The sequence below is a fragment of the Parafrankia soli genome, assembly GCF_001854695.1.
In the GTDB taxonomy this organism is placed as follows: domain Bacteria; phylum Actinomycetota; class Actinomycetes; order Frankiales; family Frankiaceae; genus Parafrankia; species Parafrankia soli.
Window position 1 is genome coordinate 143,009 of record NZ_MAXA01000014.1, and the last position, 11,906, is coordinate 154,914.

Annotated in this window: 10 protein-coding genes and 1 pseudogene; 10 read left to right on the plus strand and 1 reads right to left on the minus strand. The window is 73.3% G+C overall.

Annotated elements, in window-relative coordinates:
- Positions 1-339: 339 nt before the first annotated feature.
- Both BBK14_RS03685 and BBK14_RS03690 read left to right on the plus strand, forming a co-directional pair.
- Positions 340-2,160 (plus strand): sensor histidine kinase, encoded by a 1,821-nt coding sequence (locus BBK14_RS03685; RefSeq protein WP_116429980.1) that lies wholly within the window; start codon positions 340-342, stop codon positions 2,158-2,160.
- Entirely contained in the window at positions 2,157-2,936 is a 780-nt protein-coding gene (locus BBK14_RS03690) for a response regulator transcription factor (protein ID WP_071059800.1), read from the plus strand. The genes BBK14_RS03685 and BBK14_RS03690 overlap by 4 nt, the downstream gene beginning before the upstream one ends.
- On the opposite strand, the gene BBK14_RS03695 is transcribed toward BBK14_RS03690, so the two are convergent.
- A complete protein-coding gene (locus BBK14_RS03695; RefSeq protein WP_241831096.1) occupies positions 2,828-3,259 on the minus strand; it encodes a response regulator transcription factor in 432 nt (143 codons plus the stop codon). The two genes, BBK14_RS03690 and BBK14_RS03695, sit on opposite strands and share 109 nt — an antisense overlap.
- A 72-nt stretch (positions 3,260-3,331) precedes the next feature.
- Here BBK14_RS03695 and BBK14_RS41170 point away from each other — a divergent pair, with 72 nt between their 5' ends.
- The 8 genes and pseudogenes from BBK14_RS41170 to BBK14_RS36580 all read left to right on the plus strand — a co-directional run.
- Positions 3,332-3,457 carry a hypothetical protein gene (locus BBK14_RS41170; protein WP_255565652.1) on the plus strand — a complete coding sequence of 42 codons (126 nt, stop codon included), beginning with the start codon at positions 3,332-3,334 and terminating at the stop codon, positions 3,455-3,457.
- Entirely contained in the window at positions 3,454-4,125 is a 672-nt protein-coding gene (locus BBK14_RS03700; RefSeq protein WP_071059825.1) for a hypothetical protein, read from the plus strand. The genes BBK14_RS41170 and BBK14_RS03700 overlap by 4 nt, the downstream gene beginning before the upstream one ends.
- On the plus strand, positions 4,122-4,733 hold the full coding sequence (locus BBK14_RS03705; protein ID WP_071059801.1) for a hypothetical protein: 612 nt from the start codon (positions 4,122-4,124) through the stop codon (positions 4,731-4,733). Before BBK14_RS03700 ends, BBK14_RS03705 begins: the two co-directional genes overlap by 4 nt.
- 109 nt (positions 4,734-4,842) lie before the next feature.
- On the plus strand, positions 4,843-5,685 hold the full coding sequence (locus BBK14_RS03710) for a hypothetical protein (RefSeq protein ID WP_071059802.1): 843 nt from the start codon (positions 4,843-4,845) through the stop codon (positions 5,683-5,685).
- Positions 5,686-5,695: 10 nt separating this feature from the next.
- Positions 5,696-6,490: a hypothetical protein gene (locus BBK14_RS03715; RefSeq protein ID WP_071059803.1), complete on the plus strand. Its 795-nt coding sequence runs from the start codon at positions 5,696-5,698 to the stop codon at positions 6,488-6,490.
- Positions 6,487-7,917, plus strand: a complete 1,431-nt coding sequence (locus BBK14_RS03720; RefSeq protein WP_071059804.1) for a serine/threonine-protein kinase — start codon at positions 6,487-6,489, stop codon at positions 7,915-7,917. The genes BBK14_RS03715 and BBK14_RS03720 overlap by 4 nt, the downstream gene beginning before the upstream one ends.
- Entirely contained in the window at positions 7,914-11,228 is a 3,315-nt protein-coding gene (locus tag BBK14_RS03725; protein ID WP_071059805.1) for a protein kinase domain-containing protein, read from the plus strand. The genes BBK14_RS03720 and BBK14_RS03725 overlap by 4 nt, the downstream gene beginning before the upstream one ends.
- A 395-nt stretch (positions 11,229-11,623) precedes the next feature.
- Positions 11,624-11,704 (plus strand): annotated as a pseudogene (locus BBK14_RS36580) (IS6 family transposase); the annotation flags it as partial.
- Between the last annotated feature and the right edge of the window lie 202 nt (positions 11,705-11,906).

Sequence of the window (11,906 nt, forward strand, 5' to 3'; positions counted from 1 at the left end):
GCGCTGAAGGTCCGCCCAGGTACGCGATTCATCCCGGCCAGTGGCACGATTCCCGGCCGGTCGCCGCAAAGGATTTTCCGGGGCGGTCACCCAGGCCACAACGCGGGAGGCCGTCTACCAGGCCTTTTCCGTCATCACGCCGCCAGCGGCGAGCAGGGCCGGCACGAGTCGCCTTTCCGGTGTTCCGCGGAGTGAGCGACTGCCTTGTCGGTGGTCACTGGCTGGCGAATAATCGATCAGTAACCTGAGCGATCCGCCGGTCAGGTTCCGGGCAGTTCGGGGGGTGGAGAAGGCGGCCGTGCGCGATCGGGCGGGCGGCTCCTCCCGGGGACGGCGGCCGTGGGAGAGGCACCCGGCGGCGCCGCGATCGACGGCGCCGCCGCGCCCGCGGCGGACCACCGGCGCAAGCCCGCGGCGTCCATGACCGGAAACGGGGACGACCTCCGCCGGAGATACGGGGTGCCGGCACTCGCCGTGGTGGGCGCGGTCATCGGGGCGGTGGTGCTCTGGCTTTCCGACGGCGGTCGGGACGAGGACACGACAAGCACCCTCTTCTCCGGCCTCGTCGGCGGGCTCTACCTGCTGACCGGTTCCGTCACGCACCTGCGCCGACCGGGTCGGCTGGGGTTGCGCATGGTGATGGTCGGCATCTCCTGGTTCGCCGAGGACCTGCAGGTCTCGAGCTACCCGGTGCCGCACACCGTCGGAATGTTCTTCCGGTGCGTCGCCTCGGGATGTCTCGTGCACCTCCTGCTGGCCTTCCCCGAGGGGCGGCTGCGGACGCGCACCGAGCGGGCGGTGACCGGCGGGGTGTATGTGTTCGTGCTCGTCCTCGTGCCGCTGGGCGTCCCCTTCTACCGGTCGTTGACACCGAACCTGCTGCTCGTCGCCAACCTGGCCCGGATGCAGGACCTGCTGGTCGACAGCACGCAGGTGGTGTTCGCCGTCATCGTCGGCGCGCTGCTCGTCCGGCGTTGGTTCGTCGCCACCCCGCCGGCCCGCCGGGTGCTCGCGCCGGTGTACGGCGTCGGGCTCGTCGGGAGCGTCGCGTCGCTGCTCCACCCGGCGTTGACCGGTTCGACCGCGCTGCTGATCAACGAGGTCGCCCACCTCGCCACCCTCGGGCTCCCGGTGGCGTTCCTGGCCGGTGCGCTGCGCGTCCGGCTCGGCCGCACGGCCGTCGGGGACCTCCTCCTGCAGCTGCCGCAGATGCCGCCGACCGGGCTGCGCCACCTGCTGGCCCGCGCGCTCGGCGACCCCACGCTGCGCATCGCGTACCCCCGCCCGGACCATGCCGGTTCGGACGCCGGTTCCACCGACGGATACCTGGACGCCGACGGGCAGCCCGTGACGCCCCGCCCGGATGACGCGGTGACCCCGGTCCGGCGCGGCGTGCGCGTGGTCGCCGTGCTCCTGCACGACCCGGCGCTGCGCGCCGACCGGCACGTCCTGCACGCCGTGACGGCGGCCGCGGCGCTGGAGCTGGACAATCAGCGGCTCGCCGCTGAGGTGCGGGCCCAGCTCACCGAGGTCCGGGCATCCCGGGTCCGCATCGTCGCGGCGGCCGACGAGCAGCGCCGCCGGATCGAACGCGATCTGCACGACGGCGCCCAGCAGCAGCTCGTCACGGCCGCGCTGATCCTGCGGCTGGCGCGGGACCGGCTCGGCCCGGCTCCCCCCGACCCCGAGCTCGGCGTGCTCCTGCGGCGGGCCGCCGACGGGCTGGAGGCGGCGGTCACGGAGCTGCGCGAGCTCGCCCGCGGCATCCATCCCGCGGTGCTCACCGAGGCCGGGCTGCTGCCCGCGCTGCGGACGCTCGCCGCCCGCTCGGCATACCCCGTGCAGGTCGTCGACGGACCCGCGTTGCCGCCGCTGCCGGACCAGGTGGCCGCGACGGCCTACTTCGTCGCCGCCGAGGCGGTGACGAACGCGGCGAAGCACGCCCGCGCCAGCCAGATCCACGTCCACGCCCGGGCGTCCGGGAACCGGCTGCTCGTCACCGTCGCCGATGACGGCGTCGGCGGCGCCAACATGAACGCCGGAACGGGCCTGCTCGGGCTGCGCGACCGGACCGCCGCGCTCGACGGCAGCCTGGTCGTGCGCAGCCTCCCCGGCGCCGGGACGTCCGTCCACGCAGAGTTGCCTCTGGAGGGGTCTTGACCACCGCCACCACTCCATCCGCCCCGGCCGCCGGGGTGCCGCGCATCGTCCTCGCCGACGACGCCTCACTGTTCCGGGCGGCGCTCGCCGAGCTGCTGGAACGCGACGGGTGCGCGATAGTCGCGCAGTCCGGGAACGCGGACGAGCTGCTCGACGCCGTCGAACGGCACCGCCCGGACCTCGCGGTCGTCGACATCCGGATGCCGCCCGGCTACCACCTGGAAGGGCTGCGCGCGGCCGTGCGGCTGCGGCGGAGCCATCCCGGGACGGGCGTGCTGCTCCTGTCACAGCATCTGGAGGTCGCGCACCTCGACGAGCTGGTCGGGCACACCGCGCGCGGTGTCGGCTACCTGCTGAAGGACCGGGTCACCGGGCCCGGCTTCCTGGATGCCGTGCGCCAGGTGGCGGCGGACGGCTGCGCGTTCGACCCCGAGGTCGTCCCGCTGCTCGTCGGCGGCAGGAGCGGCCGGCGCGACGAGCTGGCCGCGCTCAGCCCGCGGGAGCGGGAGGTCCTCGCGCTGATGGCGCAGGGCCGGTCCAACAACGCGATCGCCGACGAGCTGCACCTCACGACACGCACCGTCGAGACGCACGTCCGCGGTGTCTTCCAGCGGCTCGCGCTGCCTGACGAGGCCGAACACAACCGCCGTGTCCTCGCGGTGCTCGCCTACCTGCGCTCCGCTCGACGGGCCACGATCAGCGCCAGCGCGGCCGCCGACAGCGTCGACTTGGGGAGGAACCCGGCGGCGGACGACCGCTCGACCGCGTCGCCGTAGTGCTCGGCGTCGCGCACCGAGCAGAACACCACTGTCGCGTCGGGGGCCGTGCGGCGTAGCGCCCGGCAGACGCTGAACCCGTCCATGTCGGGCAGGGCGATGTCGAGCAGCACCACGTCGGGGCCCGCCTCGGGCACACCGGCCAGCGCCTCGGCCCCGGTCCCGGCGTCGCCCACCACCTGGTAGCCGCCGCTCTCCAGGAGCGCGCGGGCGACGGCGCGGAACGGCTCGCTGTCGTCGACGATGAAGACGCGGCCCACCGCCACCCGGTCCATCTCCGGACGGTAGCACCCGGCGGCCGTTTCGGATCTCGGTGCCAGCACTGGGAAAACCGCTCTCGAAAGCCAGTGCCGGCACGGATGTGCCCAGATCCGGTTCGCCCGACACTCCTTCCCATGAAGGCCGTCCTGACCGGGCTCGCGCGCGTGTTCGCCGTGATCGTCGTATTCGTGGTCGTCCGTGGCCAGATCGACTCCGACTCCGACTCGGGCAGCGTCGACTACCCGTTCACGTGCGCATGACAGCGCGCCGCGCGTCGCTGTGGCGGCATCCGGTGCTGACACCCGGCTACGCGGCGGCGATCGCGTTCGGTGCCGTCGCCCTGTCGAGCGTCGTCGTGGCGTCGGCGTCGCAGTCGCCGGTCACCGGCAAGCCGGAGCGGGTCACCGTCACCTTGGTCGAGGCGTCGGGCGCCCGGCTCCCGGACGACCTGACCGTCCAGATCCGGCACGGCTCGACCGTGCTGGCCGCAGACGGGATCGTCACGCAGGGCCGATCGTCCGCGGACGTCCCTCCCGGCGACCACGAGGTGTGCGTGGTCTCGTCGACGACGCCGATGCGGGTGGCCGGGTCGGACCCGGCGTCGGCGTGCATCCGGGAGCGGGTGTCCGCCGACACCCCGACCAAGGTGACCGTCGAGCAGATCCGCGTGGTCGCGGACAGGACGGACGGGGACGACCCGCTCCCGAACGACAGCAAAGTCACGATCCGCTACGCGCAGCGCGTGCTGCCGGGCGGCGCCCTCGACCCGAACGGGCAGTTCACGCCGTCCGAGCTGCCGCTGAACGCGGTGGTCTGYCTGGACCCGCCGACCGGTTGGCGATTCGCCGACACGAAAACCCGCGACCAGCAGTGCCAGTCGGTCACCAACCCGGCCGCCGACGTGCTGTTCCGCCTGGAGAAACCATGACGGGCAGGGCCGTGACGGGACGAGCGGAGCGTATTCCGCTTCCGCTGCTCGCGGCCTCGGCGCTCGTCGCGGCCGGATTCGGCTGGGCCCTGCTGTTCCGGGACCGCCCGTTCGAGACGACGCTCGCCGTGGTTCTCGGGTCCGCCGCCGTCGGCGCGCTGCTCGCCGCTCTGCTGGGGCAACCGCTCACAGACCGCCCCCGGCCCCCGGACCGCCCGTCGTCCGGGCCGGGCGCCGGCGGCGCGAAGCCGCAGACCGCGCCGCCGCAGACCGGGCAGCCGGAGACCGCGCAGCTCGTGCTGCCGGTCGGGCAGCCGGCCGGCGGCGCCCCGTCCACGGGGCAGTGGTGGAACAGGGAGGCCCCGCCACCGGCGGCGCCGACCACCGCGACCGCGCCGACCCGCCCGGCTCCCCGCGATCTCGGGGAGCTGCGCGACTCCGCCCGCGTCGTGCAGTGCCCGCGCTGCGGCGCGTTCCGCCTCGACGTCCGGCACGCCGGCGCGGGGTATGCGTTCCGCTGCCGCGCCGATGGCCACGAGTGGACCTGGCTACCCGGAACCACGTGGCCGGTCGTCGTCGTCGCGAGTCGCCGCCGGAATACCCGTTGACCCGGGACCGCGCCGGGCTCAGGACCGTGTCGAATCCAGAACCGCGAGTTCAGAACCACGAGTTAAGAACCGCGAGTTCAGGACCGTGTTGACCAGGACGGATGGACGAATGTACGAGCAGACCTTCTCCCGTACCAACCCCGGCTGCATCGTGTTCCTGCTGGACCGGTCCGACTCGATGAAGCAGCCGTGGCAGTCCAGCGGAGGCACGCTCGCCGAGGGCGCCGCCCGCGCCGTGAACAAGATCCTGCTCGATCTGTGTGTGAAGTCGGCGAAGGAGGTCGGCGGCCGGGCCAGGCACTACTTCGACGTCGGGGTCTTCGGCTACGGCGCCTGCCCGGTGGGGGGCGGCGAGGGCGTCGAGCCGGCACTGGCCGGGCAGCCGATCGTGCCGATCCCGCAGGTGTTCGACAACCCGCTGCGGGTCGAGGCCGAACAGTCGGTCGACGCCGTCGCCGGCTCCCGGCTCCCGGTCTGGATCGAGCCGGTGTTCGGCTACCGCACCCCCATGTGCCAGGCCATCGCGACGGCGGGCGAGCACGTGTACGGGTGGGCGGCCAGCCACCCCGACTCGTTCCCGCCGATCGTCATCAACATCACCGACGGGATGGTCACCGACAGCCCGTTCGACGGCGCCGACCTCGCCGAGTGGGCCGCCCGGCTCACCTCGATCGAAACCCGCCACGGCCGGACACTGCTGTTCAACATCTTCCTGTCACCGACCGTCGCGCCCGAGGCGCTGTTCCCGGTCACGGCGGCGGACCTGCCCGAACCGGGCCCCGAGCTGTTCGCGATCTCCAGCACGCTGCCGGCTTCGATGGTCGCGAACGCCCGCGGCGCGCGGGTGGAGATCGCCGATGGTGCCCGCGGATTCGTGTTCAACGCCGGCCTGGCGACGCTCGTGTGGTTCCTGGAGATCGGCACCCGGGTCGCCGACGTCCGCGACCGGTGAGGACCTGCTGATGATCCTCGCCCGCTCCGCCTGTTTCTGGCTGGAGAAGCTGGGCAGCGCGGCATCGGAATGGGAGGACGCCGCCGCCTGCCACGACGGCGACCCGGCCACCGGTGTCGCCCCCCGCTACGTGGTCGTGGACGGCGCCACCGAGGCCTACGACGCGATCCGCTGGGTGGCGCACCTGGTCGGCTCGTTCGTCGCCGACACCGGGCCCGACCTCACCCCCGACGGGCTCCGCGCCTGGTTCGAGCAGGTCCAGCGGCTGTGGGTGGCCGGGGCGCCCGCGCGGTTCGCGACCGTCATCGAGGAGCACAAGTTCCACACGCAGGGGTCGTTCGCGACGTTCCTGGGATGTCGCCTCACCGGCCTCGACGGGCCCCGGGCCCGCTGGGAGGCCGCCGCCCTCGGGGACACCGTGCTGTTCCACGTCCGGGCCGGCCGGCTGCTCACACACTTCCCGCCGATCGACGTGGACGACTTCGGTCTCTCCCCCGACGGGATCGGCACCCGCCCGGAGGCACTCGGCCCGATGCTGCGTGCGCTGGAGCTGGCCAGCGGCGAGGTCCGGGCGGGCGACGTGCTCTTCATCGCCACCGACGCGCTGGCCCAGTGGCTGCTGCTGGAAGCCGATCGCGACGAGGCGTCGCTGTGGGCGGCACTCGCCGGCCTGGACCACGACGCGGCGTTCGCGGCGATCGTCGCCGACCAGCGCGCGGCCGGGCGGATGCGCAACGACGACGTCACGCTGCTGCGGGTCCGGCTCGCCACGGCCGAGCCCGGCGCCCTGGTGGTCTGCTTGTGACCGACCAGCTGTCCGCCGAGGACTACATCAAAGCCGTGCAGCGGCCCGACCTCGTGTTCGACCGTCCCGAGTTGGTCGAGGCCCGGTTCGACGTGCACCCGATGCTGGGCATCCCCGTTCCGGCGTCGGGCAGCACGGCGGTCGTGTTCCGGGCGACGGTCGGCGGCACCGCGCAGGCGTTACGCTTCTTCACCCGCGAGGACGCCTCCACCCAGCAGCGCTACACCGCGCTCAACGCCTGGTTCACCGAGCGCGGGCTCAACGGCGACGTCGCGGGCTGCCGCTGGGTGGACGACGCGATTCTCGTCAACGGCCGGCGCTGGCCGATGGTCCAGATGGAATGGGTGGACGGGCACACCCTCGACCGGCACGTCGAGGACCTCGTCGAGGCCGACGACCGCGCGGCGCTGACGACGCTCGCCGCGTCCTGGCGTGACCTGTTGCGCCGGACCCAGGCCGCCCGGTTCGCGCACGGCGACCTGCAACACGGCAACGTGCTCGTCGACACGGCCGGCCAGCTGCGCCTGGTCGACTTCGACAGCTCGTGGATCGCCCCGTTCACCGGCTCCCGGCCGCCGTCGGAGGGCGGACACCGCAACTACCAGCCCCGGAACCGGCCCTGGGGCCCGTGGATGGACACCTTCCCCGGGCTCGTCATCTACCTCTCGCTGCTGGCGCTCGCCCGCGAGCCGAAACAGTGGGAGCAGCTCAACGACGGCGAGAACCTGCTCTTCCGCGACAGGGACTACCAGCCTCCGCACCGGACCGAGGTGTGGTCGTGGGTCGAGCGGCTGCACGACCCACGGATCGACCAGCTCGCGGCCCGGCTGCGGGCCTGCTGCGCCCCGGGCTGGACGGCCACCGGCGACCTGGAAAAGCTGATCTCGGGGCCCGTCCCCTGGTGGACGCACACGGCCGCCCAGCCGCCAGCCGGCGCGCCGCCCGAGGCCACCACCGCACCGCTCCCGGTCATCACCCCGCCGGTCGAGGTCACCACCACGCCGGTCCAGGGCACCACTACACAGCCCCAGGGCACCGCCGCGCCGCGTCAGAGCACCGCCGCACGTCCGTGGCCTCGTCCCCAGCCCGCTCCGCCGGCCGGGCAGACCGTGTGGTGGAAGCAGCCGCCCGGACAGCGGCCGGAACCAGGGCGACCAGTGCCGGCGCAGCCCGGACCGGCGCAGTGGGCTCCCCTGCGTGCCGCCGGGCGACGGCTGCGCGCAGTGGGCTGGTACCTGTTCGCGGTGGTCTCGACGGTGGCGGCCTGGGGGCTCGGCAGTGCCCTCGTCTCCGCCACGCTCACCGGCATGACCCCCTCCGACGAGGCCGCCGTCTCCGCGCTGCTCGCCCTTGTGCCTGCGCTGATCGTCCTCGTTCTCATGGTCCGGCGACGGCGACGGCGACAACCATCGGGGAAGGCGCGATGACGCAGCGGATGTTCGGCCCGTACCGCATCGAGGAACTGCTGGGCCGCGGCGGGATGGGCGAGGTCTACCGGGCCTACGACACCGGGCAGCAGCGGATGGTGGCCCTCAAGCTCCTGCTCCCGAGCCTGGCCRGGGACTCGCACTACACCGAGCGGTTCCGCCGGGAGTCCGAGACGGTGGCGCAGCTACGCGAGCCGCATGTGATCCCGATCCACCGCCACGGCGAGATCGACGGCCAGCTCTTCATCGACATGCGTCTGGTGGAGGGCGCCCACCTGGGCACGGTCCTGCGCGGCGGGCCGCTCGACCCGCGGACCGCCGTGGACGTCGTCGAGCAGATCGCCTCGGCGCTGGACGCCGCGCACGCCGACGGACTGGTGCACCGCGACGTCAAGCCGTCCAACGTGCTGTGCGCCGGCCGCGGACGTCCGACCGACTTCGTCTACCTCGTCGACTTCGGGATCGCCCGGACGGTCGAGGGTGCCGGGATGACCGCGACCGGGGCGGCGATCGGCTCGATCGAGTACATGGCGCCCGAGCGGTTCCTCTCCGACCGGGTCGACCACCGGGCGGACGTCTACTCGCTGGCCTGCCTGCTCTTCGAGTGCCTGACCGCGCGCAGGCCGTTCGTCACGGCCGAGCGGCTCGGGGTGATCAGGGCACATCTGGAGGAGCCACCGCCCGTCCTGTCGGCCGTGCGGCCCGGGGCACCGGCAGCCCTCGACGCCGTCATCGCGCAGGGCCTGGCCAAGTCACCGGCCGACCGGCATCCCGCCGCGTCCGTGTTCGCGGCCGCCGCCCGCGCAGCCCTCGGCTCGGCGGCCCCGGCTCAGCCGCCCGCCGCCCCGGCCACGGGCGGCAGGTGGTGGACGCGGACGAACGCCGCCCCCGCGGCGACCCCCGCGTCCTCGCCCCCATCTGCGCCTGCGCCTGGTCCGCCAACGCCAACGCCAACGCCGCTCGGCTCGCCCGCCACACCCGCGTCAGGCTGGTGGCAGGCCACAAGCACACCACCGTCGGCACCGCCCGCACCGCCGGCCACACCCGCGTCGGGCTGGTGGCAGGCTACGAGCGCCCCGCCGCCAACGCCGCCCGCATCACCGGCCACCCCCACCGCGCTCTTCGAAACCAGGCACCACCAGCCGAAACGGCCAGCCACCGCCACGCCTTCACCCACGGCGCAGGGGCCGGGCTCCCCAACCTCCGGGCTACCGCCAACGGCACAGGCGCCGGGCACGCCCACCTCCGGACCGCCACCGACGGCACTGCCACCAACAGCACCGGCGCCGGGCACCGCCAGCGCGTCCCGCCCGGGCGGGACGTGGTGGGGGCGTAAGGCCACGGCGCTGCATCCGGTCGGGGCTGCGCCGATCGTCATCGGCCGCGCGCCCGAGTGCGACATCGTGCTCACCGACCCGCTCGTCTCGCGCCGGCACGCCGAGCTGCGCCAGGCCGGGACCGAGCATCGGATCGTCGACCTCGGCAGCTGGAACGGCACGTTCGTCAACGGCCACCGGATCAGCCAGGCGGCCACGATCGGGGCCGGGGACATCGTCGGCATCGGGCATGCCCTGCTGCACCTGCAGGGCGGCACCCTCGTCGAGTACACCGACTCGGGTGACATCTCGTTCGAGGCCGACGGCCTGGCCGTCACCCGCTCCGGCCGGCGGCTCCTCGACGGGGTCGGGTTCGCCCTGCCGCAGCGCAGCCTGCTGGCCGTCGTCGGTCCGAGCGGCGCCGGGAAGTCCACCCTGCTCGGCGCGCTGACCGGGCAGCGCCCCGCCGACTCCGGTGAGGTCCGCTACGCCGGCCGCGACCTCTACGCGTCCTACGACGAGCTGCGCCAACGCATCGGCCTCGTCCCGCAGGACGACATCCTGCACCCGCAGCTGACCGTCCGCCGGGCCCTGCGGTACGCGGCCGAGCTGCGGTTCCCCGCCGACACATCCGCGGCCGAGCGCAACACGCGGGTCGAGGAAGTGCTCGGCGAGCTGGGGCTGGCCGAGCACGCGGACCAGCGGATCAGCACCCTCTCCGGCGGCCAGCGCAAGCGCACCAGCGTCGCACTGGAGCTGCTCACCCGCCCGTCGCTGCTCTTCCTCGACGAGCCGACGTCCGGGCTGGATCCGGGCATGGACAAGTCGGTGATGCAGACCCTGCGCACGCTCGCCGACGACGGCCGGACGGTGGTCGTCGTCACCCACTCACCCGCGCAGCTCCACCTGTGCGACCGGCTGCTCGTGCTCGCGTCGGGCGGCCGGCTCGCCTACTTCGGCCCGCCCGGCGAGGCGCTCGGCTACTTCGGCCAGCGCGACTTCGCGGACATGTTCCTGCTCCTCGACCAGTCCCGGGACGTCGACTGGACAGCCCGGTTCCGGGCCTCGCCCCAGTACGCGAAGTACGGGATGCCCAGCGGCGCGGCGCAGCCCGCGGTGGGTCCCGCGGTGCGTCCGGCGCCAGCCGTGCCGGACCCGCCGCCACGCCAGCAGCCGGCACGGCGCCAGTTCGCCGTGCTCGCCCGCCGCTACCTCTCGGTGATCGCGGCCGACCGGGCCTATGCCCTGTTCCTGTTGGCGCTGCCGCTGGTCCTGAGCCTGTTCGCGCAACTGCTGCCGGGTGGGCACGGCCTGTCATGGAAGAGCCGGCAGACCGACCCCGACGACGACATCGCCCCGCTCATGCTCATGCTCGTCCTCGGCTGCGCGTTCACGGGATTCGCCGGAGCGTTCCGGGAACTGGTCAAGGAGCGCTCCGTCTTCCGCCGGGAGCAGGCGATCGGGCTCTCCCGCAGTGCCTACCTCTGGTCGAAGCTCGCCGTCCTGGGCATGATCACCAGTGTGCAGGCGGTGATCCTGGCCTTCGTCGGGCTGGTCGGCAAACCCGGGCCGGACACTCCGCTCGCGCTGGGGAGCGGGGTCACCGAGGTCGCTGTCGCCATGATCGCGGTCGCGCTGGCCGCGATGGTCCAGGGGCTGCTGGTCTCGGCGCTGATCAGCAACGCCGATCGCGGTATGCCGATCCTGGTCGTCGTCCTGCTGTTGCAGTTCCTGCTGTGCGGGCTGCTCATCCCCCTGAACGGCCGCCCGCCGCTGGAACAGCTCGCGTACCTGATGCCGGCCCGGTGGGGGTTCGCGATGGTCGCCGCGACCACCGGCTACCGGCAGGGCGACCCCGATCGTGACCCGCTGTGGAAGGACGACGCCGGCACCTGGGCACTTGACCTCGCCGCGCTCCTGCTGCTGACCGCGGCCGTCGCGGCGGCGACCTGGCCCGTGCTCCGCCGCGGATCAACCCCCCGGAAGGGCCGCTGATCACCGCGCGGCATCGCCAGCGAACCCCTGGGCTACACCGGTGACCGACCGCCGTGACGGAGCCCGGGACCGCAGGGTGTGACGGTAAGCCGTCGCGCGGAAGGAGCATGGGCGGCCGTTAGGATCACGCGTCGTGTCGACGGAAATGAGTGGGTTGGCCACGGTCGACGGTGAGGGCCGACAGGGCGTCAGGCCCCGTCGTGATCGTTGACCGGGCGCGGGTAGCGGCGGCGCTTCCTGGATATGAGCTGGATGACCAGATCGGTGCTGGCGCATTCGGGCTGGTGCTGGCCGGCAATGCGCCGGGTTCCGGACCCGCGGAGCCGGCGCCGGATCATCATCGAGCCGACCGACGAGGGCCTCGACCGGATCAGCGAACTTCGCAGGCCTGCTGCGTGCAGCGTTTCACGCCCCTGCTGGTCGATGTGGCGCGGCCGTGCCGGCACCGTCCCGGGGACAGGTGGTTTGTCGACGAGGTGGACCCTGCTGGTTAATTGAGCCGACACGCCGGGTGGGGTCGTCGTCGGGAGCGTGTCGCGGCTGGATCATGCCGTGTGCGGCCGTCTTCCTCCTCTTTTCGTCCGGCTGCGGGATGGGGTGTGTGGTGTCGGTGCATCCTCGGTCGTGGCCGGAGCCGGCGGCGGAGATCGTGAACGCGGTCCGGGTGATGTATGCCCG

Coding starts and splice junctions, on each gene's coding strand:
- BBK14_RS03705 (WP_071059801.1), top strand. CDS start 4,122: ATGACGGGCAGGGCCGTGACGGGACGAGCGGAGCGTATTCCGCTTCCG.
- BBK14_RS41170 (WP_255565652.1), top strand. CDS start 3,332: ATGAAGGCCGTCCTGACCGGGCTCGCGCGCGTGTTCGCCGTGATCGTC.
- BBK14_RS03715 (WP_071059803.1), top strand. CDS start 5,696: ATGATCCTCGCCCGCTCCGCCTGTTTCTGGCTGGAGAAGCTGGGCAGC.
- BBK14_RS03710 (WP_071059802.1), top strand. CDS start 4,843: ATGTACGAGCAGACCTTCTCCCGTACCAACCCCGGCTGCATCGTGTTC.